Source organism: Bradyrhizobium pachyrhizi (genome assembly GCF_001189245.1).
GTDB classification, from domain to species: domain Bacteria; phylum Pseudomonadota; class Alphaproteobacteria; order Rhizobiales; family Xanthobacteraceae; genus Bradyrhizobium; species Bradyrhizobium pachyrhizi.
Genome location: NZ_LFIQ01000119.1, coordinates 98,550 through 124,758, shown reverse-complemented (window position 1 = coordinate 124,758; position 26,209 = coordinate 98,550). Strand labels below are relative to the sequence as shown.

At 65.7% G+C, this 26,209-nt stretch carries 25 protein-coding genes; 9 read left to right on the top strand and 16 right to left on the bottom strand.

The window, feature by feature from the left end; all coding sequences use genetic code 11:
• Window position 1: 1 nt before the first annotated feature.
• Genes AKL29_RS35580 through AKL29_RS35570 form a run of 3 tightly spaced genes read right to left on the bottom strand, consistent with a single transcriptional unit; the run spans window position 2 to window position 4,757 of the window.
• Window positions 2-2,812 carry a DUF4159 domain-containing protein gene (locus AKL29_RS35580; RefSeq protein ID WP_050387574.1) on the bottom strand — a complete coding sequence of 937 codons (2,811 nt, stop codon included), beginning with the start codon at window positions 2,810-2,812 and terminating at the stop codon, window positions 2-4.
• The gene (locus AKL29_RS35575) at window positions 2,812-3,753 is read right to left on the bottom strand and encodes a DUF58 domain-containing protein (protein ID WP_050387372.1); all 942 of its coding nucleotides are present in this window, start codon (window positions 3,751-3,753) and stop codon (window positions 2,812-2,814) included. Before AKL29_RS35575 ends, AKL29_RS35580 begins: the two co-directional genes overlap by 1 nt.
• Entirely contained in the window at window positions 3,753-4,757 is a 1,005-nt protein-coding gene (locus AKL29_RS35570; RefSeq protein ID WP_028333192.1) for an AAA family ATPase, read from the bottom strand. The genes AKL29_RS35575 and AKL29_RS35570 overlap by 1 nt, the downstream gene beginning before the upstream one ends.
• A gap of 241 nt (window positions 4,758-4,998) precedes the next feature.
• Here AKL29_RS35570 and AKL29_RS35565 point away from each other — a divergent pair, with 241 nt between their 5' ends.
• Genes AKL29_RS35565 through AKL29_RS35550 form a run of 4 tightly spaced genes read left to right on the top strand, consistent with a single transcriptional unit; the run spans window position 4,999 to window position 7,821 of the window.
• A complete protein-coding gene (locus AKL29_RS35565; RefSeq protein ID WP_028333191.1) occupies window positions 4,999-5,640 on the top strand; it encodes a DUF1285 domain-containing protein in 642 nt (213 codons plus the stop codon).
• 32 nt (window positions 5,641-5,672) lie between these two features.
• On the top strand, window positions 5,673-6,308 hold the full coding sequence (locus tag AKL29_RS35560) for a CoA pyrophosphatase (RefSeq protein ID WP_371852161.1): 636 nt from the start codon (window positions 5,673-5,675) through the stop codon (window positions 6,306-6,308).
• Window positions 6,305-6,568 (top strand): DUF6111 family protein, encoded by a 264-nt coding sequence (locus AKL29_RS35555; protein WP_028333189.1) that lies wholly within the window; start codon window positions 6,305-6,307, stop codon window positions 6,566-6,568. Before AKL29_RS35560 ends, AKL29_RS35555 begins: the two co-directional genes overlap by 4 nt.
• Window positions 6,565-7,821, top strand: a complete 1,257-nt coding sequence (locus AKL29_RS35550; RefSeq protein ID WP_050387371.1) for a CCA tRNA nucleotidyltransferase — start codon at window positions 6,565-6,567, stop codon at window positions 7,819-7,821. The genes AKL29_RS35555 and AKL29_RS35550 overlap by 4 nt, the downstream gene beginning before the upstream one ends.
• A 142-nt stretch (window positions 7,822-7,963) precedes the next feature.
• On the opposite strand, the gene AKL29_RS35545 is transcribed toward AKL29_RS35550, so the two are convergent.
• The 6 genes from AKL29_RS35545 to AKL29_RS35520 form a co-directional block, all read right to left on the bottom strand.
• Complete coding sequence (locus AKL29_RS35545; RefSeq protein WP_050387370.1) at window positions 7,964-8,230, bottom strand: YodC family protein; 267 nt, start codon at window positions 8,228-8,230, stop codon at window positions 7,964-7,966.
• A 112-nt stretch (window positions 8,231-8,342) separates the two neighbouring features.
• Window positions 8,343-9,083: an HAD family hydrolase gene (locus AKL29_RS35540; RefSeq protein WP_050387369.1), complete on the bottom strand. Its 741-nt coding sequence runs from the start codon at window positions 9,081-9,083 to the stop codon at window positions 8,343-8,345.
• Window positions 9,074-9,970: an oxygen-dependent coproporphyrinogen oxidase gene (hemF, locus tag AKL29_RS35535; RefSeq protein ID WP_193395276.1), complete on the bottom strand. Its 897-nt coding sequence runs from the start codon at window positions 9,968-9,970 to the stop codon at window positions 9,074-9,076. Before hemF ends, AKL29_RS35540 begins: the two co-directional genes overlap by 10 nt.
• Before the next feature lie 2 nt (window positions 9,971-9,972).
• Window positions 9,973-10,338 (bottom strand): 6-pyruvoyl trahydropterin synthase family protein, encoded by a 366-nt coding sequence (locus tag AKL29_RS35530; RefSeq protein ID WP_050387368.1) that lies wholly within the window; start codon window positions 10,336-10,338, stop codon window positions 9,973-9,975.
• Between the two features lie 27 nt (window positions 10,339-10,365).
• Window positions 10,366-10,998 carry a 7-carboxy-7-deazaguanine synthase gene (gene queE, locus AKL29_RS35525; protein ID WP_050387572.1) on the bottom strand — a complete coding sequence of 211 codons (633 nt, stop codon included), beginning with the start codon at window positions 10,996-10,998 and terminating at the stop codon, window positions 10,366-10,368.
• Window positions 10,999-11,008: 10 nt separating this feature from the next.
• Window positions 11,009-11,494, bottom strand: coding sequence for a tRNA (cytidine(34)-2'-O)-methyltransferase (locus AKL29_RS35520; protein ID WP_028333182.1), 486 nt, complete (start codon window positions 11,492-11,494; stop codon window positions 11,009-11,011).
• 277 nt (window positions 11,495-11,771) lie between these two features.
• Between AKL29_RS35520 and petA the strand changes: the two genes are divergently transcribed.
• From petA to AKL29_RS35505, 3 genes are all read left to right on the top strand, one after another.
• Complete coding sequence (petA, locus tag AKL29_RS35515) at window positions 11,772-12,302, top strand: ubiquinol-cytochrome c reductase iron-sulfur subunit (protein ID WP_016839713.1); 531 nt, start codon at window positions 11,772-11,774, stop codon at window positions 12,300-12,302.
• A 72-nt stretch (window positions 12,303-12,374) separates the two neighbouring features.
• The gene (locus AKL29_RS35510) at window positions 12,375-14,447 is read left to right on the top strand and encodes a cytochrome c1 (protein ID WP_028333181.1); all 2,073 of its coding nucleotides are present in this window, start codon (window positions 12,375-12,377) and stop codon (window positions 14,445-14,447) included.
• Window positions 14,448-14,630: 183 nt separating this feature from the next.
• Entirely contained in the window at window positions 14,631-15,305 is a 675-nt protein-coding gene (locus tag AKL29_RS35505; protein ID WP_050387571.1) for a dienelactone hydrolase family protein, read from the top strand.
• Window positions 15,306-15,520: 215 nt separating this feature from the next.
• Here the strand turns inward: AKL29_RS35505 and AKL29_RS35500 are convergent, their stop codons facing one another.
• Entirely contained in the window at window positions 15,521-16,519 is a 999-nt protein-coding gene (locus tag AKL29_RS35500) for a VOC family protein (RefSeq protein WP_050387570.1), read from the bottom strand.
• A gap of 357 nt (window positions 16,520-16,876) precedes the next feature.
• Here AKL29_RS35500 and AKL29_RS35495 point away from each other — a divergent pair, with 357 nt between their 5' ends.
• On the top strand, window positions 16,877-19,042 hold the full coding sequence (locus AKL29_RS35495) for an anthranilate synthase component I (protein ID WP_050387367.1): 2,166 nt from the start codon (window positions 16,877-16,879) through the stop codon (window positions 19,040-19,042).
• Window positions 19,043-19,157: 115 nt separating this feature from the next.
• Window positions 19,158-19,697 (top strand): adenine phosphoribosyltransferase, encoded by a 540-nt coding sequence (locus tag AKL29_RS35490; protein WP_018273383.1) that lies wholly within the window; start codon window positions 19,158-19,160, stop codon window positions 19,695-19,697.
• Between the two features lie 158 nt (window positions 19,698-19,855).
• Here the strand turns inward: AKL29_RS35490 and AKL29_RS35485 are convergent, their stop codons facing one another.
• From AKL29_RS35485 to AKL29_RS46060, 6 genes are all read right to left on the bottom strand, one after another.
• A complete protein-coding gene (locus tag AKL29_RS35485; protein ID WP_050387366.1) occupies window positions 19,856-20,524 on the bottom strand; it encodes a P-loop NTPase family protein in 669 nt (222 codons plus the stop codon).
• A gap of 60 nt (window positions 20,525-20,584) precedes the next feature.
• A complete protein-coding gene (locus tag AKL29_RS35480; protein ID WP_016839706.1) occupies window positions 20,585-21,328 on the bottom strand; it encodes a P-loop NTPase family protein in 744 nt (247 codons plus the stop codon).
• A 226-nt stretch (window positions 21,329-21,554) separates the two neighbouring features.
• Window positions 21,555-22,784: a M48 family metallopeptidase gene (locus tag AKL29_RS35475; RefSeq protein ID WP_050387365.1), complete on the bottom strand. Its 1,230-nt coding sequence runs from the start codon at window positions 22,782-22,784 to the stop codon at window positions 21,555-21,557.
• Between the two features lie 146 nt (window positions 22,785-22,930).
• Entirely contained in the window at window positions 22,931-23,491 is a 561-nt protein-coding gene (locus AKL29_RS35470) for a LemA family protein (protein WP_028333175.1), read from the bottom strand.
• A gap of 248 nt (window positions 23,492-23,739) precedes the next feature.
• A complete protein-coding gene (locus tag AKL29_RS35465; RefSeq protein ID WP_050387364.1) occupies window positions 23,740-24,705 on the bottom strand; it encodes a small ribosomal subunit Rsm22 family protein in 966 nt (321 codons plus the stop codon).
• Between the two features lie 134 nt (window positions 24,706-24,839).
• Window positions 24,840-26,209: chromosome segregation SMC family protein (locus tag AKL29_RS46060; RefSeq protein WP_244482604.1), on the bottom strand; the 1,370-nt coding region annotated here is incomplete at its 5' end.

Below are 26,209 nucleotides of genomic sequence, written 5' to 3'. Positions count from 1 at the left end.
ATTATTGTCCCAGCCGCTCGATCAAGGCAGGAGCGTGCACCTGGTCGGCCTTGTAGTTGCCGGTCAGCGTGTACATCACGATGTTGACGCCGGCGCGGAAGGCGAATTCGCGCTGGCGCGGCTCGCCCGGCGTCAGCGGCAGCATCGGCTGGCCGTCGGGGCGGATCGCCCAGGCGCCGGCGAGGTCGTTCGACGTGATGATGATCGGCGAGACGCCGTCGCCGCCGCGCGCCGGGCGCTGCGCAGCCTCGTCGTCGTCCTCGCGCGGCAGCGCCTCGACCCAGGTCTGGCCGGAGTTGAAGCGGCCGGGGAAGTCGCGCAGCAGATAGAACGTCTTGGTCAGCACGTGCTCGCGCGGCACCGGCTCGAGCTCGGGCACGTCGAGGGTCGACAGCAATTCGCGCAGCGTCTGCATGCCGGGCGTTTGCGATGAGCCGTTGTCCCCCGGCGGCGCTTCGACGGCGTCACGGGTATCGAAGATGACGGTGCCGCCCTGCTTCATGTAGGCGTCGATCTTGTTGATGGCGTCCTGCGGCGGCTTCGGCGCGCCCGGTACGATCGGCCAGTAGATCAGGGGGAAGAACGCCAGTTCGTCGCGTGCGGGATCGATGCCGACGGGATCGCCGGCCTCCAGTGCGGTGCGCTGTCCGAGGAATAGCGTCAGTCCGGACATCCCCGCCTTGACGATGGAATCGACGTCGGCATTGCCGGTCACGACGTAGGCGAGCCGCGTTTGCGACACCGCCTTGATGGCGAAGTCGTCACTGCTGGCGTTCTGCGCGCGTGTCGGCGAAGGCACCATCGTGGTCGCAAGGATGAAGGCCAAGGCGAGCACGGCCGGTGCCGCGCGCCGCCGGACCAGCGCGGCAAGGCCGCCGCCGAGCAAGGCCACCACGATTGCATCGAGCAGGAACAGCGCCAGCGCCGTCGACAGCATGATGCCGCGCAGGTCGCGCGGTTCGGCGTTGGTGTAGCTCGCACGCGTCGCGCGCAGGGCCGAGGTGTCGAGCGGCGCGATGCGATCGGCGGAGGCGAGCGTGTTGACCGCGATCGGGCTCTCGGCAGTGCCGTAGAAGCCGGGCGGATGGTCGGCTGTACCGCGATCGCGATAGTCCGCCGACATCGGCTTGGCGCTCGAGGGCGGCGGCCCAAAGACGCCGAATCCGTCGAGCGTGCGCAGCGGCGCAACCGTCTCGGCATTGGGATCGCTGGCGACGCCGGGGCCGGGCTTCGAGGTATAGCCGGACATGTCGATCAGCCGGCGCAGCATCTCGACGAAGGTGCCGGACATCGGCAGATCCGACCAGCGCATGTCGGCGCCGACATGAAACAGGCTGACCACGCCCTTGCCGCGACGCTCGCCGGTGACCAGCGGCGTGCCGTCCTCCAGCGAGGCCCAGCTCTTGGTCGAGAGCACGGCGTCGGGCTCGGCCAGCACCTGGCGGTTGACGGTGATGTCCTTCGGCACGGTGAGGCCCGAGAACGGGCCATCGGCGGCGAACGAGGCCATGTGCTGCGGCTTCTCCCAGGTCAGGCTGCCGCCGAGCGTGCGTCCGCCGCGGCGCAGCTTGACGGGAACGAGGTCGTCATCGGCCTGGGCGAGGCGCGGACCTGCGAAGCGCACCAGCACGCCGCCTTGCTCGATCCAGGCATTGAGCCGGTCGCGAATCTCCGGCGATAGCGTGCCGACGTCGGCCATCACGATCATCGGCAGCCGCTGGTCGAGGAATTGCCCGATCACCTGCTGCGGCGCGCCGCGATCGCCGAGCCTGACATCGGCGAATGGCGACAGCGCGCGGGAGAGATAGAAGGTCGACGCCAACAGTGGCTGCGCGGTGTCGTTGCTCGCACCCGAGACCACGCCGATGGCGCGGCGGCGCCAGCGCCGGTCGAGCAGCTGCACGGCGCCGGCCGAATGTTCGCCGGAGATTTCGAGCCGTGCGATGTCGTTGCGCAATTCGACCGGAAGATCGAAGGCGGCTTCGGTCTCGCGATCCTGCGGTCCGAATGTGTAACGGGCCTCGCCGATCGGCGAGCCCTTGGCGTCGACCGCGCGCACCGTTCCCGCCGCGATGCCGCTCTCGGTGCGCAGCACCTTCACCGTCATCTTGGCGGCGGCGTTCTCGGCCGCGACCAGCGCTTGCGCCGACTGGGCTCCGCCCGCATAGATCGTCAGATTGCGGCTCTCGATCACCTTGCCGAGCCCCTCGGTGAATTCGCTGCCGCGGCCGGTGTCGACGCCGTCGGACAGCCAGGCGATATCGCAGTCGCCGGTCGACTTGAGGAAACGTCCAAGCGCGCCGAGGGTTTCAACCCGATCGACCGAGTAGGGCTTCGGCGCGAGCTGGCGCAGCGCGACGCGCGCGGCGCCGGCCGGCATCAGCGTGATGTCGCGCGCGGGCTCGGACAGCGGCACCAGCGCGACGCCGCGGCGGTCGCTGTCGGCGTTGGCGATCAGTTCGTCCGCCGCCCTGATCCGCGCGTCCCAGCTCGAGGCCGCGCTCCAGCCGTCGTCGAGCAGGATCACCAGCGGCAATTTACCGGCGGCAACGCCAGTCTGCGGATTCCAGATCGGGCCGGCAGCGGCGAAGATGACGAGCGCGGCGGCAGCGAGCCGCAGCAGCGTCAACCACCACGGCGTGCGCGACGGCGTCTCCTCCTTGGGCGCGATGTCGAACAATAGACGTGTCGGCGGAAACTCGATCCGGCGCGGCCGCGGCGGCATCACGCGCAACAGCCACCACAGCACCGGCAGGCTGACCAGCCCCAGCAGCAGCAGCGGTTCGGCAAAGGAGAGGGGGAGGCCTGCGATCATGCGCTGCGTCCCGCCTTGACTATTGAGCGGCCGCCGCCCTTGCTCACCATCATGCCGGCATGCAGGAACAACAGCAACTCGGCCGCGGAGCGGCTGGTGGTGTGGGTCGAGAACAGCCAGTCGAGCCGATTGGTCTCGCCGCGGATCTGGTCGCGGTGCAGCGCGACCCGGGCGACATAATCGCTCGCCCAGCTCTCGGCGCGGCCCGCGGTGATAACGCTGCCGATCTCCGGCTCGACGAATTCGACGCGCCCGGAATAGGGGAAGGTCTCTTCGGCCGGATCGACGACCTGGATCATGGTGCCGTGCGCGCCGGAGGAGGAAAGCCCGGCCAGCATCGCCGTGATCTCCGTGATCGGCGACCAGAAATCCGACAACACGACGACTTCGGCCAGCGACGACGGCACGAAGGACGGCGGCAGGCTCGCGCGCGTCTTCTCGTCGTGCAACATCGCTTCCGCCATCTTGTCGATCACGTTGAGGCTTGCCGTCGGATTCAGCAGGCCGGGAATGCCGACGCGTTCTCCGCCCGCAACGAGCAACTCGGCGAGCGCGAAGGCTACGATTAGTCCGCGCTCCAGCTTGCTGTCGCGCGCCTCGCGCGAGGCAAAGGCCATCGACGGCGAGCGGTCGGGCCAGATCCACACCGTGTGCGCGGCTTCCCACTCCTGCTCGCGGACATAGAGATGGTCGTCGCGTGCCGAGCGGCGCCAGTCGACGCGCTGCGACGGCTCGCCGGAGACGAAGCGGCGGTATTGCCAGAAATTCTCGCCCGAGCCGGCGCGGCGGCGGCCGTGCAGGCCATGGATGACGTTGGCAGCGACACGGCGGGCCTCAAGAACCAGACGCGGCAGCGATGCGGCGAGCGTTCGGCTTTCGCCATCGGCACGTCGAACCGCAAGGATCTCCTCGTTCTGGTGCCTGTTGTCTGCGGCCATCAACCGATCCGGGTCTTCAGTTGCTTGATCACGTCGGGAATGGTGCGGCCCTCGGCGCGCGCCGAGAAGGTCAGCGCCATGCGGTGCTTGAGCACGGGCTCGGCGAGATCGAGCACATCGTCGATCGACGGCGCGAGTCTCCCGTCGAGCAATGCACGGGCGCGCACCGCGAGCATCAAGGCCTGGCTGGCGCGCGGACCTGGGCCCCAGGCGATCAGCTTGCCGGCCTCGCCGCCCTCAGTGCCGGGACGCGCGGCGCGGACCAGCGTCAGGATCGCCTCGACCACGGAATCGCCGACCGGCAGGCGCCGCACCAGGCGTTGCGCGGTGAGCAGCGTCTCGGCATCCATCGACGGTTTGGCCGCGGCTTCTTCGGCGCCGGTGGTTTCGAACAGGATGCGCCGCTCGGCGTCGCGATCGGGATAGTCGACGTCGATTTCCATCAGAAAGCGGTCGAGCTGCGCTTCGGGCAGCGGATAGGTGCCTTCCTGCTCGAGCGGGTTCTGTGTCGCGAGCACGTGAAACGGCTTTGGCAAATCATGCCGCGCGCCGGCAATGGTGATGTGTTGCTCCTGCATGGCTTGCAGCAGCGCCGACTGGGTGCGCGGGCTGGCGCGGTTGATCTCGTCGGCCATCAGCAGCTGCGCGAACACCGGACCTGCGATGAAGCGGAACGAACGCTTGCCGGCCGAGCTCTCGTCGAGCACTTCGGCGCCGAGAATGTCCGACGGCATCAGGTCCGGGGTGAACTGAATGCGCTTGGCATCGAGGCCGAGCGTGACGCCGAGGGTCTCGACCAGCTTGGTCTTGGCGAGGCCGGGCACGCCGATCAACAGCGCGTGGCCGCCGGACAGGATCGTCACCAGGGTGTTTTCGATCACCTGGTCCTGGCCGAAGATGACGGTGGAGACCGCTTCCTTGGCGGCCTTGATCTGGCCCGCGACCTGCTCGGCCGAACGGACGATCACATCCTCCAGTTTCTCGACGCTGTCTGCACCAGCCATTCGATCCGCTCCTTCTTGACGATGCGCGCACATTGGCGCGTCGTCATCATCTGTCGTCATCTCGGCCCTCATGCTAAACCTGAGCGAAGGCCATGTATTCGTTGAATTAAACTATCCCCACCTTATCGGTGTTTCAGGGTATGAACAGCATCACGATGTGGCGAGAATGACATCCCGACCACATCTCAGGATATGTGCACCAAACGTGCCAGATTGAAGGTAGGAAACTTTAAGGCAAACAATGGCGAAGCAAGGGCAGAGCGATTCCGGCAGGGAAACTACGGGCCTCGGGAGCAAGGGTCTCGAAGGGCTCACCACGGCCGCCAATCAAGCTGCGACATCGGGTCCGGCCGGACGCAAGGGCCTGCCGCCGGTTCACCTGTGGAATCCGCCATTCTGCGGCGATCTCGACATGCGAATCGCGCCTGACGGCACCTGGTTCTACATGGGAACGCCGATCGGCCGCCCCGCGCTGGTGCGGCTGTTCTCCACGATCCTGAAGCGCGAGGACGGCAAGCACTTTCTCGTGACACCGGTGGAGAAGGTCGGCATCCGCGTCGATGACGCGCCGTTCCTTGCCGTGGAAATGCAGACCGGGGAAGACGTGCGCGGCCGCCTGCTCAGGTTCCGCACCAATGTCGACGATTGGGTCGATTGCGAAAAAGGCCACGGCCTCAGATTCGAGGCGGCCGAGGACGGCGGATTGACGCCCTATCTGCATGTCCGCGCCGATTTGTGGGCCAAGGTCACCCGCGCACTCTATTACGATCTGGTTGACATGGGCGAGCAGCGGATGGTCGATGGTCAGGAGATGTTCGGCATCGAGTCCGGCGGCGAGTTCTTCGCGATGGCCGATGCCAGTCAGGTGAGGGACGCACTTTGAACGAGCCGTTGCTGAAGGTGGAGCCGGCGACGATCAGCTCGACGGAATTCTTCGCGCGGGCCCGCACGCGGCTCACTTTCGATGTGCCGCCGGGCCTGGTCGATCCGCATATCATTCCGCGCACCGGAGACTCCGGCAACGACCGCATGCTCGAGATCGTGGCGCAGGAGCAGCCGGTGCGGCCGGCCGCGGTGTTGATCCCGGTGGTCGATCACCCCGAGCCGACCGTGCTGTTGACGCAGCGCTCGCCCAATCTGTCGAGCCATGCCGGCCAGATCTCGTTTCCCGGCGGCAAGATCGACGCCACCGACGCCTCGCCGCTCGATGCCGCGCTGCGCGAGGCCTGCGAGGAAGTCGGGTTGAAGCGGGAATTCATCGACCCGGTCGGCTATCTCGACCTTTATGGCACCGCGTTCGGCTTCCGCATTCTGCCGACGGTCGCGAAGGTGAAGCCGGGATTCACGCTTGCGATCAACGAGGCGGAGGTGGTCGATGCGTTCGAGGTGCCGCTCGCCTTCCTGATGAATCCCGAGAATCATCAGATCCACACCAAGGAATTCCGCGGCATGGACCGGTCCTATTACGCGATGCCGTTCGCCGAGCGCTACATCTGGGGCGCGACCGCGGGCATTCTGCGCGTGCTGTATGAGCGGATCTATCTGTCATGATCCGCACGGTATTGACCGAGATCGGAATCTTTCTGGTCCCGTTCGCGGTCTATGCCATCTTCCTCATCGCGACGCGGTCCGGCGTGACGCTGCCGGCGTCATGGCCGCTCGACATGATCGCAAAGCTGACGCTGGTGGCGCTGGTGATGGTCATCGTGAGCTTCGTGCTGCTGGCCGAATTGACTGGCGCGCCGCCGAATTCGACCTACGTTCCAGCCCATATCGAGAACGGCAAGCTGGTGCCGGGAGTTGAGAAATGAGCGAGGTGCGCCTGTTGTCCGACGCGCCATGGCTCGCTTCCGGGCCTGCGGCGCGCGTACTCGACCTGCTCAACGCCGACGGCGAGGAAGCGCGGGTGATCGGCGGGGCCGTGCGCAACGCCTTGATGCAGATTCCGCTCGCCGACATCGACATCGCCACCACGGCGCTGCCGGAGGAGGTGATCCGCCGCGCCAAGCGGGCGGGCATCAAGAGCGTGCCGACCGGCATCGAGCACGGCACGGTGACCCTGGTCGTCGATAGTCAGCCCTTCGAGGTGACGACGCTGCGCGAGGATACCGAGACCTATGGCCGCAAGGCCAGGGTGGCGTTCGGGCGCGACTGGGTGCGTGACGCCGAGCGGCGCGACTTCACCATCAACGGCCTGTCGGTCGACGCCTCGGGCGTCGTGCACGATCACGTCGGCGGCCTCGCCGACATCGAGGCGAGGCGCGTGCGCTTCATCGGCGATCCCGCGCAGCGGATTGCCGAGGACTATCTGCGCATCCTGCGCTTCTTCCGTTTTCATGCCGCTTATGGCGCGGGCGAGGTCGATCGCGCCGGTTATCTTGCCTGCATCGGCGGGCGCGCGGGACTTTCCGGCCTCTCGGCTGAGCGGATCCGTATGGAGATGCTCAAGCTCGTGGTCGCGAACGGCGCCGCGAGCGCGGTGGTCGCGATGGGTGACGGCGGCTTGCTGCAGCCGCTGTTTGGCGGCGTTGCCTATACCGGGCCGTTCGCGGCGATGATCGAAATCGAGCGGCTGATGGTGCTCGCGCCGAGCGCGATGCGAAGGCTCGCCGCGCTGACGGTCGCCGTGACGGAGGACGCGCGGCGCATCGCCAGCCGGCTGCGGCTCTCCAACGCCGAGGCCAAGGCGCTCGATTCGATGGGCCATCGCTGGTGGCGCTTGCCCGCCATGGACGAGGCGCATGCCAGGCGAAGGCTCTACCGGCTCGACGAGGAGCCCTATCGCGACCGGGTGCTATTGGCCTGGGCGCGAACCGGCGCGGGCCAGGACGTCGATCAGTGGCGCGCGCTCGCCACGCTGCCGGAGCGCTGGCGCGCCCCTCACTTTCCATTGCGGGCCTCGGATTTCATCGCGCGCGGCATTGCCGAGGGACCGGCACTCGGCCATGTCCTGACCCTGGCGGAGGATGCCTGGCTGGCCGCGGACTTTCCGCTGGAGCCGAAGATACTGTCCGATATCGCCGACCAGACCGCGGCCCGTTTCACCCGCGATCATCGGCTTTGAATTTCCTCTGAGTTTTCTTGCCGGCGTCTCGATGCCGCCGTGATCCGCGGCGGCACGGTGGCAATTGGCTGAACGACGATCGGTCGAACGTCGCATGGAGACGATGCTGCCGGCACCTGCCAGTCAGCATCGCGCCAAAAGATCACGCCGCCTTGCGCTTCTTCTTGCGGTCGCCGTCGTCGTCTTCGTCCTCTTCTTCCGCGTCGTCCTCGTCTTCGTCGTCTTCCTCTTCATTGTCCTCCGGATCGAGCTCGGTCGATTCGAGCGCGACAAGCGGCAAGGTTTCGCGAAACAGATCGCCGTCCGTACCCATCCACAGGCACTCGACCTTGTCCTCGTCGATTTCGACGACCGTGATCGGATGGCCGCCGGACTTCAGCATGACAACATCGCCTGGTTTCAGTTCCATGATTTTTCCCTCCGCGCTGGATAACGCGGGCGGCAGGCTAGCGACCGGTGATGACAGTCAAATCACGGCCGGCGCCTGGCGCAGTGGATTTGCTGTGAAATCAGCCGCTGCGTTATTTGCGCGCGGCAGGAACCAGTTCGCCCAGCGAGCGGATGATGCGGTCCGGCTTGATCGTCGATCCCGGCGGCAGCCCGACGCCATGGACGTCCATCCAGATCGCATAGATGCCAAGCCGCTGCGGCGCCACGACTTCCCATTCGAGATTGTCACCGATCATCCAGGTGTCCGGTGCGGTGATGCCGAGCGCTTCCATCGCGTGCAGGTAGGCGCGCTCCTCCGGCTTGCCGAAGCCGTGCTCGCCTTCGATCTGGATGTGATCGAAGCGATGGCCGAGCGCGAAGCGCTCGACCTTGGCGCGCTGCATGTCGGCGGCGCCGTTGGTGACCAGCGCGAGCTTGATGCCGAGGGCCTTCAACGCGTCGATCGCTTCATGCGCGCCGGGGAAGACAAACATCTCCTCCTCGCGGTAGGCGGTGAAGCGATCGGCGATGCGGTCGGCGAGATCGTCGGGCAGCGCGCGGTGACCGGCCGCCGCAAGCGCCGCGAAGCCGCCCTTCACGGTGAGCCGCCGCGCCTCGCCGAGCTTGATCCGCCAGATCGGCTCGGCGGTCGACCAGAATTGCCGTGCATAGGCCAATAGCGCCGTCGCGACCTGGTCCGGGGGCAGGGGCGCCAGCTCCGCGGCGAACTCCGTGGTAATCGTGTTCCAGGCGATCTCGGGGCGTCCATAGGCCGAAAGGATAGTGTCATCCATGTCGATCAGCATCGCGCGCGGCAGGTTCATCACGGCCATTTCACCTCCGGCGGCAGCGACGACAGGATCGAATCCACATTGCCGCCGGTCTTCAGGCCGAAGATGGTGCCGCGATCATAGAGCAGGTTGAACTCGACATAGCGGCCGCGGCGGATAAGCTGTTCGTCGCGATCCTCGGCGCTCCAGGCGGCCGCGAAATTGCGCCGCACCAGGTCGGGATAGATTTTCAGGAAGCTGCGCCCGACGTCCTGGGTGAAGGCGAGATCGGCCTCCCAGTCGCCGCTGTCGTGCCAGTCATAGAAGATGCCGCCGATGCCGCGCGCTTCCTTGCGATGCGGCAGATAGAAATACTCGTCGCACCATTTCTTGTACTTGTCGTAGTCGGCGACGCCGTTCGGCCCGCTGCACGCTTCTTTCATCGCGGCATGGAAGGCGACCGTATCGGGGTCTTCCTGGGTGCGCCGGCGGTTCAGCACCGGCGTCAGGTCGGCGCCGCCGCCGAACCAGGCCTTGGTGGTGACGACGAAGCGGGTGTTCATGTGCACGGCGGGCACGTTCGGATTGCGCAAATGCGCGATCAGCGAGATGCCCGACGCCCAGAACCTCGGATCGTCGGCGGCACCTGGAATCTGCGCGCGGAATTCGGGGGCGAACTCGCCGTGCACGGTCGAGCAGTGCACGCCGACCTTTTCGAACAGCCGGCCCTTCATGATCGACATCACGCCGCCGCCGCCCGGCTTGCCGGTGTGGTCGGTGCGGTCCCAGGGGGTCCGCACGAACCGGCCGGAGGCGTCGGGATAAAGCGTGGACGGGGCGTCGTCCTCGAGCTTCTCGAAGGCGGCGCAAATGTCGTTGCGCAGCGCCTCGAACCAGCCGCGCGCACGCGCCTTGCGGTCCTCGATGATGGCGGGATCTGTTGGCAGCATGATTAACCTTGCGGGCCGAAATAGGTGCAGCTCTCGTTGCAGCTGTCGCGATGGACGCTGACGCGGGTCAGCTTGCCTGCGTGCTGCAACTGCTCCCAGATGAAGCGCGACAGATTCTCCAGCGTCGGCACGCCGAGCGCCTCGATCTTGTTCAGGAACTTATGGTCGAGCGTCTTCTGCACCTCGGCCATCGCGCGTTCGAGCAGGCCGAGATCGACCACCATGCCGGTTTTCGGATCGGGCGTGCCGCGCACGGTGACTTCGGCGCGGAAGGAGTGACCGTGAATCTCCTCGCTGGCGGCGCCAAAGGTCGTTCCGGACAGCGCATGCGCAGCCTCGAACCGAAACGCTTTCGTCAATTCCCACATCTCGTTCAACAATCCGATTCTGTTAGTTCATCTGATCCCGAGCGTCTTGTGCGTCTGCACGCTGAGGCGCCATTGCGGGTGCTTCAGGCAATAGGCGATCGCCCGCTCGGTATTCTCGATCACGTCGGGCCCGTCCATCGGCTGCAGCGAGAAGCGCTCGAAGGAAAGCCCCGCGAAATCCTCCGGTGTGTTCTCCACCTGCGGATAGACCAGTTTGAGCTCGTGCCCCTTGCGCACCACGAGCTCGGCTGCAGCCTTGGGACTGACGCAGATCCAGTCGAGCCCGTCGGGCGGGGCGATGGTGCCGTTGGTCTCGATCGCGATCGCAAAGCCGCGGCCGTGCAGGGCATCGATCAAGGCCGCGTCGACCTGCAGCAGCGGCTCGCCGCCGGTCAGGACCACGTAGCGGTCGGCTTCGCCCCCGGTCCATTGCGCGGCAATGGTTCCCGCAAGCTCTTCGGCGGTCGCATAGCGGCCGCCCAGAGTGCCGTCGGTGCCGACGAAATCGGTGTCGCAGAACTTGCAGACGGCGCCGGCGCGGTCCTGCTCGCGGCCGCTCCAGAGGTTGCAGCCGGCGAAGCGGCAGAACACGGAGGCGCGGCCCGCATGGGCGCCTTCGCCCTGCAGGGTGAGAAAGATCTCCTTGACCGCGTAGCTCACCAAAAATCCCTTAAGTTGCCGAACCGGCAATTCCCGAACCGGCGCTTCCTGAACCGGTCTGCCGCAGCGCCTCGCCGACGGCCATGGCCGCCGTGACGGCCACATTGAGCGAACGCATCGTCGGCCGGATCGGAATCACCAGCCGCGCATCCGCAGCCGCCACCACCGCGTCGGTCACCCCTGCCGTCTCGCGCCCGAACAGCAGCACATCGGAGGCCGTATACGCGAAATCAAGATAGGATTTCGCCGCCTTGGTCGTGAACAGCACCAGCCGGCATCCGGCCTCGGCCCGCCATTCCTCGAATTTCGACCACGAGTCGTGACGCTTCAACCGCACATGGTCGAGATAGTCCATACCCGCCCGGCGGAAATTCCGGTCCGAGGTGTCGAATCCCGCCGGTTCGATGATATGGGCTGCCACGTCCAGACAGGCGCAGAGGCGCAGAATTGTCCCTGTATTCTGGGGGATGTCGGGCTGGAACAGCGCGATCTGCATGGTGCGGGCGGCCTGTGAAATCCGGATGAAATTGTCTCAATAAAACATCGCTCGGCGCGGATTTCGTGCATTGCACGTGTGCGAGCCGATAGCGGGCTTGCGCTCGTCCGGCAAGGGTGCCAATAGAACGATTCTGGACTGCTGTTCCGCCATTTGGGGTGGGGAATAGCGGTTTTCTGCCGCCGCGGGGGCCGCGGGCGCCGGCAGCCTTTCTTGAGGCGCGTCCTGCGTCTCCGGGGCGGTTCCACCGGCTGCAGAAAAGAAAGGGCTAGGAATCGTGACGACAGCGTCTTCGGCGGACCATCCGACACGCCGTGATTTTCTCTTTGTTGCAACCGGAGCTGCCGCCGCGGTCGGCGCAGCCGCCACCGTCTGGCCGCTGGTTGCGCAGATGAACCCGGATGCCGCGACGATCGCGGCCGGCGCGCCGATCGAGGTCGATCTGACGCCGATCGCCGAGGGCCAGGACATCAAGGTCTTCTGGCGCGGCAAGCCGATCTACATCAGCCATCGCACCAAGAAGCAGATCCAGGAGGCCCAGAGCGTGGCGCTCTCGAGCCTGCCCGATCCGCAGCCTGACTCGGCCCGCGTCAAGGCCGGCCACGACCAGTGGCTGGTCGTGATCGGCATCTGCACCCATCTCGGCTGCATCCCGATCGCCCATGAGGGCAATTACGACGGCTTCTTCTGCCCCTGCCACGGCTCGCAGTACGACTCCTCCGGTCGTATCCGCCAGGGGCCGGCGCCCGCCAACCTGGCGGTGCCGCCCTACGCCTTCCTTTCCGACACCAAAATCCAGATCGGCTAAGTCCCGGCCCCTCCGGGATTTCAGCTTCCACTTGGACCCATCGCGTCGTTTTTCTTCTTCAGGATCGCATCAATGAGCGGACCATCTGATTTCCAACCGAGCAACCCCGCCTTGAAGTGGATCGAACGGCGCCTTCCGATCTTCGGCCTGATCCACTCCTCGTTCGTGGCCTATCCGACGCCGCGCAACCTGAACTACTGGTGGACCTTCGGCGCCATCCTGTCGATGATGCTGGCGCTGCAGATCCTGACCGGCGTGATCCTGGCGATGCACTACACGCCGCACGCCGACCTCGCCTTCAAGTCGGTCGAGCTGATCGTCCGCGACGTCAACTATGGCTGGCTGCTGCGCAACATGCATGCCTGCGGCGCGTCGATGTTCTTTTTCGCCGTCTACATCCATATGTTCCGCGGCCTCTATTACGGGTCGTACAAGGAGCCGCGTGAGGTGCTGTGGATCCTCGGCGTCATCATCTATCTCCTGATGATGGCGACGGGCTTCATGGGCTACGTGCTGCCGTGGGGCCAGATGAGCTTCTGGGGCGCCACCGTCATCACCAATCTGTTCTCGGCCGTGCCCTATTTCGGCGAGAGCATCGTGACCTTGCTGTGGGGCGGCTATTCGGTCGGCAACCCGACGCTGAACCGCTTCTTCTCGCTGCACTACCTGCTGCCGTTCGTGATCGCCGGCGTGGTCGTGCTGCACGTCTGGGCGCTGCATGTCGCGGGTCAGAACAACCCAGCCGGCGTCGAGGCCAAGACCGAGAAGGACACCGTGCCGTTCACGCCGTATGCGACGATCAAGGACATGTTCGGCGTGTCCTGCTTCCTGATCTTCTTCGCCTGGTTCATCTTCTACATGCCGAACTATCTCGGCGACGCCGACAACTACATCCCGGCGAACCCGGGCGTGACGCCGGCGCACATCGTGCCTGAATGGTACTACCTGCCGTTCTACGCGATCCTGCGTTCGATCCCGAACAAGCTCGCCGGCGTCGTGGCGATGTTCTCGGCGATCATCATCCTGTGCTTCCTGCCTTGGCTCGACAGCGCACGGACCCGTTCGTCGAAGTATCGTCCGTTGGCCAAGCAGTTCTTCTGGATCTTCGTGGTGGTCTGCATCCTGCTCGGCTACCTCGGCTCGCAGCCGCCGGAAGGCATCTATGTGATCGCCGGCCGCATCCTGACGGTCTGCTACTTCGCCTACTTCCTGATCGTGCTGCCGCTGCTCGCCCGCATCGAGACGCCGCGCCCGGTGCCGAACTCGATCGCAGACGACGTGCTGGCGAAGAGCAAGGGCAGGGCCGCGACCGCGGCCTCTGTAATGCTCGCGATGGTGGTGGCCGGCAGCCTGCTCGTCGGCGGCACCCAGAACGCCAAGGCAGATGAGGGCGGCACTGCGCCGCCGGCCCAGAAGTGGTCGTTCTCCGGCCCTTTCGGCAAGTTTGACCGTGGTTCGCTGCAGCGCGGCTTGAAGGTCTACAAGGAAGTCTGCGCGGCCTGTCACGGCCTGTCCTATGTCGCGTTCCGCAACCTCGCCGATCCCGGCGGCCCCGGCTATTCGCCGGCGCAGGCGGCGGCGTTCGCGTCCGAATACAAGATCAAGGACGGCCCGAACGACCAGGGCGAGATGTTCGAGCGTCCGGGCCGCCCGGCGGATTACTTCCCGTCGCCGTTCCCGAACGAGCAGGCCGCGCGCGCGGCCAACGGCGGCGCGGCGCCGCCCGACCTCTCGCTGATCACCAAGGCGCGGTCCTACAAGCGCGGCTTCCCGCAGTTCGCGATCGACTTCTTCACCCAGTACCAGGAGCAGGGACCGGATTACGTCGACGCCATCCTGCAGGGCTTCGAGGACAAGGCTCCGGCCGGCGTCACGATCCCCGAGGGTTCGTACTACAACAAGTACTTCCCCGGCCACGCCATCAAGATGCCGAAGCCGCTGTCCGACGGTCAGGTGACCTTCGACGACGGCTCGCCGGCGACGGTCAAGCAGTACGCGCATGACGTCACCACGTTCCTGATGTGGGCGGCCGAGCCGCACATGGAGGAGCGCAAGCGGATCGGCATGCAGGTGTTCTTCTTCCTGGTCGTCTTCGCGTTCCTGATGTACTTCACCAAGCGCAAGGTCTGGGCCAACGCCCACTGATCTCGGCTACGGTATAGCGAGTTTGAAAAAGCCCCTTCGGGGGCTTTTTTGTTTGTAATCTCTCCGTCATTCCGGGGTGACGCGGTAGCATCGAACCCGGAATGACAGTGTCGTCAATTGCGTCGGCCGCCGAGTGCGGACAAGATGCCGGCCAATCAGCCGGCAAACATTGCGGAGGAACTCATGGGTACCAGCATCAGCTTCAAGCGTCCGGACGGCAAGGACGCGTCGGGCTATCTCGCCAATGCGGCGCGCGGCAACGCGCCCGGCGTCGTCGTGATCCAGGAATGGTGGGGCCTGTCGGACCAGATCAAGGGCCTGTGCGACCGCTTCGCGGTGGCCGGCTTCGATGCGCTGGCGCCAGATCTCTACAAGGGCAAGGTTGTGCCGTATCACGACACCGACGCCGCCGGCAAAGAGATGAACTCGCTCGACTTCATGGACGCCACCACGCAGACGGTGCGTGGCGCTGCGCAGTATCTCGCCAAGAACGGCGCCAAGGTAGGCCTCACCGGCTTCTGCCTCGGCGGCGCGGTGACGATCATCGGCTCGGTGCATGTGCCGGAATTGACCGCGGGCGTCGTGTTCTACGGCATCCCGCCGGAGCAGGCCGCCAAGCCCGCCGACGTCAGGATCCCGCTGCAGGCGCATTTCGCCAACAAGGACGATTGGTGCACGCCCGAGCTCGTCGGCAATTTCGAGAAGGCGATGAAGGCCGCCGGCAAGTCGCTCGAGCTGTTCCGCTATGACGCGGAGCACGCCTTCGTCAACGAGCAGCGCCAGTCGGTGCACGACCGCGAGGCCGCCGAACTCGCCTGGGGCCGCGCCACGGACTTCTTCAAGAAGCGCCTAGGGTAGGTGTATCCTCAAGCAAACTGTCGTCCCTGCGAAAGCAGGGACCCATACGCCGCGACCGCCGTAATGGGCAGATTGGTAGTCATGCGCCAGCAACTGCACCCTGTGGTTATGGGTCCCGGCGTTCGCCGGGACGACAGGTGAGTGTGAGGCGCGCCATCTCACTACGCATAGCTCGTCGCCCGGATTGCGTTGCGCTTCATCCGGGCTACCGACTGTCAGCTGTTATTTCGCACCCCGTCCCACCACGGGCAGGTCCCGGACATCAGCTTGAAATTGCCTTCCATCACCTGCACCGGCGCGCGCTTGCCCTCGGCGGCGGCACGCATCCGCATCTCGCGCGCGACGGCGCGGTCCTCCGGCGACAGCCAGACCCGCTCGTGGCCCCACAGGCTCGGGCCGTCATGCATCTCGAACGGTGTCCAGTTCGCGGGATCGATCTCGCGGCCGCCCCAGCCGCACTCGACCATGAAGGCGGACGGCGATTTGGCGTAGAACGACGTCATCAGGTCGTTGGTGTGGCGGCCGAGCGTGACGTTGACCCGGTCTTCCTGCTGCGCGACGTCATAGGCTTGGCCGACATCGTCGAGCGAGAACAGTTCCACCATCAGATGATGCATGCCGTTCGTGCCGGTCTCGATCAGCGCCAGCGAGTGGTGGCGGGCATTGATGTGGAAGAAATAGGCGCGGAACGGCTTTTCGATGTAGTCGCTGAGGCCGAAGCCGAGCACGTCGACATAGAAGCTCATCACCGGGGCGATGTGCTCGACGGTCAGCACGGCGTGGCCGAGGCCGAGTGGCCCGGTGCGGAAGCCGGAGATCGAGCGGCCCGGCCTGAACGGCGTGTCGTCGATCTCGGCGCCATGAAACGCCTCGAGACGATTGCCGGCGGGATCCCGAAACGAGATCAAGCCGCGCACCCGCCTGCTATCTGCGAGCGCCTGCGGCTCTGATATCACCGCTACGCCGGCGCGCTCCAGCCGTGCCGCCAGCGCGTCGAGGGCCGCACTGTCAGCCACCTCCCAGCCGAAGAACCGGGTGCCTTCGCCCTGCGCGCGGTCGATCACGATGCGCTGCTTGCGGTCGTCCATCCGGAACGCGAGCAGCGAATTGCCGCGCTCAACCGCCTGCAGCCCGACGAGGCCAGTGCCGAACTGCCGCCAGTCGTCGAGCGCGTCGGAGCCGAAGCCGGCATATCCGAGACCCAAAATCGCCATCTGCGCCTCCGCCATCCGTCTGTTTTTTGGGCGGACGACCCGCCGCCATTTCGACGAATGCTACGCGGTTTCTTGCCCCTTCAAACCCCGAAAATGCCGTCCAGGGGGCGTCCCGCCCTGGGGCAGGGCTGTCAGGCCATCTCTTGACACGGCCCGCGCCGGGTGGTGAGTAACGGGCCATGAGCACCGTTGCCAGCCCATCCCGTCGTTGGTGGCCCACCTTTTCATAGGTGGCCGGTGCGTTTTCTTTTTTCACAAACGTCGAAGGTCGCCATCGCAGTGCGACCGATGGTTAGTTTATTCGCCCTTCGTTTGTCCTGTGTGGCGCTCTCTCGGCAAGTCTCGTAAGAGGATCACATGAACAGGACAGTCTTCTCCCTGCCGGCTCGAAGCGAATATCTGACCAATGGCGGCCTTGCGGTCGCGCGCGTGGTCGAGCAGTTCACCGGCGGCGCCAACCGCCTCGACGATTTGATCGCGCTGCTGGACCGCCGCCGCGGCGTGGTGCTGTCCTCGGGCACGACGGTGCCGGGCCGCTACGAGAGCTTTGACCTCGGCTTTGCCGATCCGCCGCTGGTGCTGGAGACGTCGGGCACCAACTTCTCGTTGCAGGCGCTGAACCCGCGCGGCGGGGTCTTGATCGCCTTCCTCGGCGACGTGCTGCGCGAACCCTGCGTCGTGATCTCGGAGCGGAGTGCGACGCGGCTCGCCGGCCATATCATCCGCGGCGCCGCGCCGGTCGAGGAAGACCAACGCACGCGTCGCGCCAGCGTGATGTCGCTGGTGCGCGACATGGTGGCGGCGTTCACCTCCAATGCCGATCCGCTGCTCGGCCTGTTCGGCGCCTTCGCCTACGACCTCGTGTTCCAGATCGAGGATCTCGTGCAGAAGCGCGCCCGCGAGGCCGACCAGCGCGACATCGTGCTCTACGTGCCGGACCGTCTCTTGGCCTATGACCGCGCCACCGGCCGCGGCGTGGCGCTCACTTACGAGTTCGCGTGGAAGGGCAAATCCACGGCCGGCCTGTCGCAGGAGACCGCGCCGAGCCTCTACGCCAGGAACGGCCGGCAGGGCTTTGCCGATCACGCCCCGGGCGAGTACCAGGCGACCGTCGAGGTCGCGCGCGCGGCGTTTGCCCGCGGCGATCTGTTCGAGGCGGTGCCCGGACAGCTGTTTGCCGAGCCCTGCGAGCGCTCGCCGGCGGAAGTGTTCCAGCGGCTCTGCCGCATCAACCCGTCGCCCTACGGCGCGCTGATGAATCTCGGCGACGGCGAATTCCTGGTCTCGGCGTCGCCGGAGATGTTCGTCCGTTCCGATGGCCGCCGGGTCGAGACCTGTCCGATCTCGGGCACCATCGCGCGCGGTTCGGATTCGATCAGCGATGCCGAGCAGATTCGCAAGCTGTTGAACTCGGAGAAGGACGAGTTCGAGCTCAACATGTGCACCGACGTCGACCGCAACGACAAGGCGCGCGTCTGCGTGCCCGGCACCATCAAGGTGCTGGCGCGGCGTCAGATCGAGACCTACTCAAAGCTGTTCCACACCGTCGATCACGTCGAGGGCATGCTGCGGCCGGGCTTCGATTCGCTCGACGCCTTCCTGACCCACGCCTGGGCCGTGACCGTGACCGGCGCGCCGAAATTGTGGGCGATGCAATTCGTCGAGGACCATGAGCGGTCGCCGCGGCGCTGGTACGCCGGCGCGATCGGCTGCGTCAATTTCGACGGCAGCATCAACACCGGGCTGACCATCCGGACCATCCGGATGAAGGACGGCCTCGCCGAGGTGCGCGTCGGTGCGACCTGCCTGTTTGACTCCGATCCGGCTGCCGAGGATCGCGAGTGCCAGGTCAAGGCGGCGGCGCTGTTCCAGGCGCTGCGCGGCGATCCGCCGAAGCCGCTGTCCGATTTCGCGCCCGACGCCACCGGCTCCGGCAAGAACGTGCTCTTGATCGATCACGACGACAGTTTTGTGCACATGCTGGCCGATTACTTCCGCCAGGTCGGCGCCAACGTCACCGTGGTCAGGCACGTCCATGCCCAGGACATGCTCAAGAAGAAGGGCTGGGACCTTTTGGTGCTGTCGCCCGGGCCGGGTCGCCCGGAGGATTTCGGCATCGCGAAGACCATCGATACCGCGCTCGAGAACAAGCTGCCGATCTTCGGCGTCTGCCTCGGCGTGCAGGCGATCGGCGAGTATTTCGGCGGCCAGCTCGGCCAGCTCGGCCAGCCCGCGCATGGCCGTCCCTCGCGCGTCCAGGTGCGCGGCGGCCGGCTAATGCGGAATCTGCCCAATGAGATCGTGATCGGCCGGTACCACTCGCTCTATGTCGAGCGCGACAGCGTGCCCGAGGTGCTGGCGGTGACCGCGACCACCGAAGACGGCGTCGCTATGGTGATCGAGCACAAGACCCTGCCGGTCGGCGGCGTGCAATTCCATCCGGAATCGCTGATGTCGCTCGGCAACGAGGTGGGCCTGCGCATTGTCGAGAATGCATTCCGGCTTAATGTGAGTAGCAAGTGAAGGCAAAGTTTAACCATCGTCATTCCGGGATGGTGCGTTAGCACCAGACCCGGAATCTCGAGATTCCGGGTTCGATGCTTCGCATCGCCCCGGAATGACCCTCAGAGCGAGACCAATGACCTTCGACCACGACATCAAGGCGACCGTTCGCACCATCCCGGACTACCCGAAGAAGGGCATCCTGTTTCGCGACATCACGACGCTGCTGGCGGATGCGAGGGCCTTCCGTCGTGCGGTCGACGAGCTGGTGCATCCCTGGGCGGGGGCGAAGGTCGACAAGGTCGCCGGCATCGAGGCCCGCGGCTTCATCCTTGGCGGCGCGGTGGCGCATCAGCTCTCCGCCGGCTTCGTGCCGATCCGCAAGAAGGGCAAGCTGCCGCACACCACGGTGCGGATCGCCTATTCGCTGGAATACGGCATCGACGAGATGGAGATGCATGCCGACGCCGTGCAGCCCGGCGAGCGCGTGATCCTGGTCGACGATCTGATCGCGACCGGCGGCACTGCGGAGGGCGCGGTGAAGCTGCTGCGCCAGATCGGCGCCAATGTGGTCGCTGCCTGCTTCATCGTCGACCTGCCCGACCTCGGCGGCGCGGCCAAGCTGCGCGCGATGGACGTTCCGGTGCGCACGCTGATGGCGTTCGAGGGACATTGATCTCTTAGCCTCGCCCCGCGTGCGGGGAGAGGCCGGATCGCATCGAAGATGCGATCCGGGTGAGGGGGACTCTCCGCGCACTCCAATCTCGGTCGAATTTGCGGAACCAGCCCCTCACCCCGACCCTCTCCCCGCAAGAGCGGGGCGAGGGAGCAGAGTTATCCCCGCTGCAGCAGCATGCTCAATTCGAGATCGCGGAACGTCGTGTAATTCCGCCGGATCCATTGATGCAGCTCGGTCGATGAATCCTTTTCCTGGCGCAGATAGCCGGTGAAGGAGAAGTTCAGCCGGTCGATATAGGTCTTCAGGAACACCGGCAGCGCGCGGAAGCGCAGCACCCGGCTGCCGGTCATGACCGGCGGCAGCTCGCCGCGCACCACGAACTCGTTGTCGATGACGATCAGCGCATTCGGCGGGATCATGCCGAGCAGCGTCTGGTAGCCGCGCACCGAGGCGCGGTCGGTATCGGCGACGTACAGGATCACGGGTGAGACGCGGCGGCGCAGCGCCTCCTTCATCAGCCCGATCTCGTCGCACATTCTGAAGAATTCGTCGAACGCGTGGTAGCCGAGGTCGATCACCTTGCCGATGCCGTCATTGACGATGACGCGGTCCATCAGCTGCATCTTGCCGTAGGTGTCGATGACGTCTGCGGTTTCGGTGATCCGCGGCAGATAGTCGAGCAGCGATGGCTCCTTCAGATTGATGTCGTAGCAGACCACGTCGCCGTTCTTGAGCAACAGGAATTCGCCGAGCAGCCGCGCGATCAGCGTCTTGCCGACCTGCGGGCGGGGCGAGCAGATGATGTAAACGGGCGTGGATGACATCGCCCGCTATATCAGGCCAAATTTTCGCCTAATCCAGCCCCATCAAGGTCGAAGGTCCGACTATTTTTCGCCTTTGGCCGACTTGGCGCCGACGAGGTCGGTCAGCTTGATCCGGTCGTACTCGCTCCAGACATTGGCGAGCCAGTGCCGGACATAGCCGCGCAGCACGAAGGAGTAGTTGGCGGCGTCGTCGTTGATGCCCTTGTTGGCGACGAATTTCAGGAACGGAACCGAGGAGACCTCGACCTGCTCATAGGCCATTTCGTTGAGCTTCGGGATGGTCAGGTCCACGGCATCCTTGATGCGGTGGAAGTAGGAATTGTAGGTCGCCTGGTCCCACTGGAAGAACTGGGTGTCGTTGATGAAGTTCTTCACCAGGAAATATTTCGCGCCGCTCATGAAGTTGGCAGTTTCGGCGATCTCGTCCAGCGAGGCGATCGACGGGCCGAGGATATGGAACACGGCGAAGGTGATCTGGCCGGAGCGCGCCGCGTCGAGGAAGCCGATGTCGCGCAGCGAGGCCAGCGCGGGAGACAACAGGCCGGCGCGGACGTCGATTACGGTGACCGAGGGCCCCGAGTTCAGCGTATCGAAGATCTTCATCTGGTCCGCGGTCGTCGTCATGTCGACGATCTCGGTGATGTCGGGATGGAAGCGCTTCAGCGTCCCGCGCGGCGATTCGGTGTCGAACGCCCGGGTCTGCACGTTATTTGCACTGAAATAGTCCAGGAGCGTACGCGAGACGGTGGTCTTGCCGACCCCGCCCTTGTCGGCGCCCACCACGATCACAACCGGCTTTGCCATGGAAGTCCCTTAAAGCGCGCTCCCGATCGCGATGGCGATCGGCAAGTCCCCACACTGCTTTGGGCGCGAACATGGCAGAAACGAGGGAGAATTCAATTCCTTAAGGCGCCCACGATCGGTTTGGTGGGAATTTCCTTAATGGACTGAGTAAGCTAGGGCCATGATCCGGAAGAATGCGCAGCCGGTTTTCCGAGACAATCATGGTCAAATCAAACCGCTCAAGCGGTCAGCGGCGCGGGCCCCAAGGGCCCTGGAGCGGACCTTGAAGCGGACCAAACGGTCCCTGCCTGGGAGTTGTGCCCGGCAGCGGCGGCGGATTGTTCGGCTGCGCCGGCGGCGTATCGCTCCATGGGCCATGGGTCGCCGGCGGAGGCTGGTCGCCCGCCGCGGACGGCACATCCTGCGACTCCGTCTCGTCCGGCAGCGCCAGCGGTCCGGGATCGTGGCCGCCGGCATATTTCACCAAGGCATCGACCCGGGACTTCACCGAGGGATGGGTGGCGAACAGGTCGGCAAACCCCTCGCGCGGATTGTCGACGCAGAGTTCCATCACCGCCGAGGTGGCGTCCGGCAGCTCGCCGCGGTTCTCGATCTTGCGCAGCGCCGAGATCATCGCGTCGGGGTTCTTGGTCAACTCCACCGATCCGGCATCGGCGAGGAATTCGCGCGAGCGCGACAGCGCGAGCTTGACCACTTGCGACAGCAGCCAGGCCAACACGATCAGCGCGACCGCGATGATGATCACGATGATCGCGCCGCCGCCCGAGCCCTTGCTGTCGCGGTCCGAGGAGGATGACGAGGAGCGAGAGGACGAAGACGACCAGCCGCCTCCGCCGCCGCTCGAGTTCCACGACAGGTTTGTGAACAGGCGGAAGAACAGCTCGCCGAAGAAGCCGACCACGCCGGCGATGATCACGGCGATCACCATCAGCTGCACGTCGCCGTTCTTGATATGGGTGAGCTCGTGGCCGAGCACGGCCTCGATCTCCTTATCATTCAGCGCCTTCAACAGGCCGGTGGTGACGGTGATGGCGTATTGGCTCCGGTTCAGTCCGGTCGCGAACGCATTCAGCGCCAGGCTGTCCATCACCTTCAGCTTCGGCATCGGGATGCCGCGCGAGATGCAGAGATTTTCCAGAAGATTGTAGAGCCGCGGCTGCTGCTGGCGCGTCACGCTTTCACCGCCGGTGACGGCATCGATCATCCTCTGGTGGAAGAAATAGGCGATCACGATCCAGGCCGCAGCCGCGATCGTCGCCCACGGGAAGGCCGAGACCAGGTCGCGCGAGGCCCGCGTCAGATAATAGTCGACGGTGCGGCCGCTATCGATCATCACCTCCGCGACCAGCGCGCCGGCATAGACCAGCACGTAGATCAGCAGGAACAGGCCGGCAAGCAGCAGCATCGAACGAAACTTGTTCGATGCGATATGCGTGTAGAGACCATAGGCGGCCATGGTGCGCGTCCGCTTCCACCGTCATTCCGGGGCACGTGGCACGCGCGAACCCGGAATCTCGAGATTAGTGAGTGAGATGAGATTCCGGGTTCGATGCGTTGCATCGCCCCGGAATGACCGAAGGGGCGTCATCTCGAAGGAAGTAATCAGAACTTCACGCTCGGCGCCGCCTCGACCTCCGTGCGGCTGGCGCCGAGGTCGAAGAAATCCTTGCGCGTGAAGCCGAACATGCCGGCGAACAGCGCGGCCGGCATCTGCTGGATGCCGGTGTTGTATTCCTGGACCGCGTTGTTGAAGAAGCGACGGCTGGCGGCGATCTTGTTCTCGAGATCGGACAGCTCCGAGGCGAGTTGCTGGAAATTGGCGTTGGCCTTGAGGTCCGGATAGGCCTCCGACAGCGCGATCAGCCGGCCGAGCGCGCCGGAGAGCTGGTTCTCCGCCGCCGAGACCTGGGCCGGACCCTGCGCCGACATCGCCGAATTGCGCGCCTTGATGACGTCGTCGAGCGTGCCGCGCTCATGCGCGGCATAGCCCTTCACCGTTTCGACCAGGTTCGGGATCAGGTCGTGACGCTGCTTGAGCTGCACGTCGATGTCGGCAAAGGCCTGTCCGACCCGCTGGCTGAGCGCCACGAGGCGGTTGTAAGCGCCGAATGCAAACAGCATGAGAAGCACGATGACGCCGATAACGATCCAGCTGGTCGACATGACGGGGCAGCTCCTGATGGACGAGACGGCGGCACCGTAGCCCAAGATCGGGGCGCAGGGCAGCCCGCCGCGGAAAGGTGGGCAAGCGTTAGTCGGTGATGGCCGCAAATTAGTTCAATATCGTCGTCCCGGCGAAGGCCGGGACCCATACGCCGCGGCCCGCGGAAGGGGCGCAAGCGGCGACGACTTCACTCGCAACAAACCTCGGTGGTTATGGGTCCCGGCCTTCGCCGGGACGACGCAAGTAACTAGACCGCATCGCCCCAGCGCCAGTGCCGCGCGCGGGCGTAATCGCCCTTGGCTCGGCGCGGCACTCTGGCGACCGTGACGCCTTCGGGTGTGCACAGCTTGGCCGCGATCTCGACCTTGCCGAGATCCGGCTGCGCCAGCACGCGGGACAGGCGCGCTGCGGCCTTGGTGCGGCTCAGCGCGACATAGGCGAAGCGCTCGTCCTCGAACGGGACGTTGGCGCCCTTGAGCTGCTTGTGCGCGCGGGAGCGTTGCAGGCGCTGCGAGAAATGGCACCAGTCGGGCGCGACCAGCGGACAGCCGCCGTCATGCGGGCAGGGGGCAACGACATGCGCACCCGCAGCGATCAATCGCGCGCGGAGTGCGATGATCCGCGCATAGCCGGCGGGCGTGCCGGGCTCGACGACCAGCAGCGTGTCGCTGGTTTTCGACCACAGCGCATCGGCCAGCGCCCCGCGCTCCGCGTCGCCGAGCTCGCCGATCATGTAGCTGGCGACGACGAGGTCGGCGGGCTCGGCCTTGTCGAGCAGGGCACGCGCCTGGCCGAGTTCGTAGCTGATGTCATGCAGGCGAATGCTGCCGTGAAACAGCCCCTCGGCGAGCGTCCGCAACGCGCCGTTGGCATCAAGCGGATTGAAGTCCCGCAGCGACGCGAACGCTTCCGCGGCGGCCCAGGTCGCGGTGCCCGGGCCGGCGCCGACATCGAGCAGGCGCGCCGGCGCGAAGTCCGGCCTGATCTCGGTCAGCGCATTGAGACATGCCACGACCGCAGCATAGGTCGCCGGCATCCGCGCCAGCGCATAGGCTAGCGCATCGGTCTCGGTCCTGATCGTCGAGGAGCCGCCGCCTTCGCGATAGGTCTGCGAGATCACCGCCGCGCGGCCGGCGGCGTCGCTGCGCGACAGGCCTTCGAGCCTGGCGTTCAGGGCTGCTCTGAGTTCGGCGGGGAGGTCGGGTGAGGTCATGGCTCGCCGTCATTTGCACGTCATTCCGGCGCGATGCGCAGCATCGAACCCCAGGGGCGCAATTGCGCCCCTGGGGAATCTCGAGATTCCGGATATGGTCTTTCGGACCACTCCGGAATGACGGCATTTAATCGTTACGCCACGTTCTGGTCGAGGATGTCGACCGCGCCCTGCAGGTCGACCGACACCAGCTGCGACACGCCGCGCTCGGCCATGGTGACACCGAACAGCCGGTTCATCCGCGCCATCGTGATCGGATTGTGCGTGATGATGATGAAGCGCGTCTCGGTCGAGCCGGTCATCTCGTTCAGCAGGGTGCAGAACCGTTCGACGTTGTGGTCGTCGAGCGGCGCGTCGACCTCGTCCAGCACGCAGATCGGCGACGGGTTGGTCAGGAACACCGCGAAGATCAGCGCGAGCGCCGTCAGCGCCTGCTCACCGCCCGAGAGCAGCGAGAGCGTCTGCGGCTTCTTGCCGGGCGGCTTGGCGATGATCTCGAGGCCGGCCTCGAGCGGATCGTCGCTCTCGATCAGATGCAGTGCGGCCTCGCCACCGCCGAACAGCTCGGTGAACAGCCGCTTGAAGTGGTTGTTGACGGTCTCGAACGAGGTCAGCAGGCGCTCGCGCGCCTCGCGGTTGAGGCTCTGGATGCCCTGCCGCAGCCGCTTGATCGCTTCGACGAGATCGTCGCGTTCGGTGGTCAGTGCGGTGTGCTGGGTCTCGACTTCCTTGAGCTCTTCCTCGGCGCGCAAATTGACGGCACCGAGCCGCTCGCGGTCGCGGCGCAGCTTTTCGAGCTCTTCCTCGACCTGCGCGACCGGCGGCAGCTCCTGGCCGGGTTCGATCTCGGCCATGCCGACGACCGCGCTGGGCTCGACCTCGAGCATGTCGTGGATCTCACGCTCGATGTCGGCAAGGCGGCGGCGCGTGCCTTCCATGCGCTCTTCGGCGCGCGCGGTAGCTTCGCGGGATGAGGACAGCGCTTCGAGCGAGGCCTTGGCGAGGCGATCGGTTTCCGCCATCGCGGCTTCCGCGGTCGCCAGCGCGTCGGCGGCGATGCGGCGATCGCCCTCGGCGTGCTCGATCTCCGTGATCAGCGCGCTGCGCTTCTCGGCGAACACTTCGGGCGCATTGGCGAGTTCCTCGCGCTCGGCCGACACCTCGGCGATGCGCGCCTCGACGGTCTCGACCTGCGAGGCGGCGCTGGTCTTGCGGTTCTGCCACTCATTGCGCTCGGCAACGATCGCCTGCACGCGGCGGTCGGCGAGCTCGGCCTCGCGGGCCAGCGCCTGTGCCTCGGCGCGGACTTGCGCCGCGGCCCGGCGCTGGTTGTCGATCTCGGCGCGAACCGCGGCGAGCTGGGCCTCGGTCTCGACACCCGGCGGCAGTTCGGCGAGCGCGGAAGCCGCGCTCTCATGCGCGGCTTCGGCCTCGGCGCGGTCGGCGGCGACGCGGCTGTGCGCCTCGGTCAGCGCCGATTTGCGGGCGGCGTGGCGGTTGATCT

Excerpts from the sequence above, each read along its gene's own strand:
- AKL29_RS35575 (WP_050387372.1), bottom strand. The coding sequence starts at position 3,753 with ATGGCCGCAGACAACAGGCACCAGAACGAGGAGATCCTTGCGGTTCGA.
- AKL29_RS35570 (WP_028333192.1), bottom strand. The coding sequence starts at position 4,757 with ATGGCTGGTGCAGACAGCGTCGAGAAACTGGAGGATGTGATCGTCCGT.
- AKL29_RS35565 (WP_028333191.1), top strand. The coding sequence starts at position 4,999 with ATGGCGAAGCAAGGGCAGAGCGATTCCGGCAGGGAAACTACGGGCCTC.
- AKL29_RS35555 (WP_028333189.1), top strand. The coding sequence starts at position 6,305 with ATGATCCGCACGGTATTGACCGAGATCGGAATCTTTCTGGTCCCGTTC.
- AKL29_RS35550 (WP_050387371.1), top strand. The coding sequence starts at position 6,565 with ATGAGCGAGGTGCGCCTGTTGTCCGACGCGCCATGGCTCGCTTCCGGG.
- AKL29_RS35545 (WP_050387370.1), bottom strand. The coding sequence starts at position 8,230 with ATGGAACTGAAACCAGGCGATGTTGTCATGCTGAAGTCCGGCGGCCAT.
- AKL29_RS35540 (WP_050387369.1), bottom strand. The coding sequence starts at position 9,083 with ATGGCCGTGATGAACCTGCCGCGCGCGATGCTGATCGACATGGATGAC.
- hemF (WP_193395276.1), bottom strand. The coding sequence starts at position 9,970 with ATGCTGCCAACAGATCCCGCCATCATCGAGGACCGCAAGGCGCGTGCG.
- AKL29_RS35530 (WP_050387368.1), bottom strand. The coding sequence starts at position 10,338 with ATGTGGGAATTGACGAAAGCGTTTCGGTTCGAGGCTGCGCATGCGCTG.
- AKL29_RS35520 (WP_028333182.1), bottom strand. The coding sequence starts at position 11,494 with ATGCAGATCGCGCTGTTCCAGCCCGACATCCCCCAGAATACAGGGACA.
- AKL29_RS35510 (WP_028333181.1), top strand. The coding sequence starts at position 12,375 with ATGAGCGGACCATCTGATTTCCAACCGAGCAACCCCGCCTTGAAGTGG.
- AKL29_RS35505 (WP_050387571.1), top strand. The coding sequence starts at position 14,631 with ATGGGTACCAGCATCAGCTTCAAGCGTCCGGACGGCAAGGACGCGTCG.
- AKL29_RS35500 (WP_050387570.1), bottom strand. The coding sequence starts at position 16,519 with ATGGCGATTTTGGGTCTCGGATATGCCGGCTTCGGCTCCGACGCGCTC.
- AKL29_RS35495 (WP_050387367.1), top strand. The coding sequence starts at position 16,877 with ATGAACAGGACAGTCTTCTCCCTGCCGGCTCGAAGCGAATATCTGACC.
- AKL29_RS35490 (WP_018273383.1), top strand. The coding sequence starts at position 19,158 with ATGACCTTCGACCACGACATCAAGGCGACCGTTCGCACCATCCCGGAC.
- AKL29_RS35485 (WP_050387366.1), bottom strand. The coding sequence starts at position 20,524 with ATGTCATCCACGCCCGTTTACATCATCTGCTCGCCCCGCCCGCAGGTC.
- AKL29_RS35480 (WP_016839706.1), bottom strand. The coding sequence starts at position 21,328 with ATGGCAAAGCCGGTTGTGATCGTGGTGGGCGCCGACAAGGGCGGGGTC.
- AKL29_RS35475 (WP_050387365.1), bottom strand. The coding sequence starts at position 22,784 with ATGGCCGCCTATGGTCTCTACACGCATATCGCATCGAACAAGTTTCGT.
- AKL29_RS35470 (WP_028333175.1), bottom strand. The coding sequence starts at position 23,491 with ATGTCGACCAGCTGGATCGTTATCGGCGTCATCGTGCTTCTCATGCTG.
- AKL29_RS35465 (WP_050387364.1), bottom strand. The coding sequence starts at position 24,705 with ATGACCTCACCCGACCTCCCCGCCGAACTCAGAGCAGCCCTGAACGCC.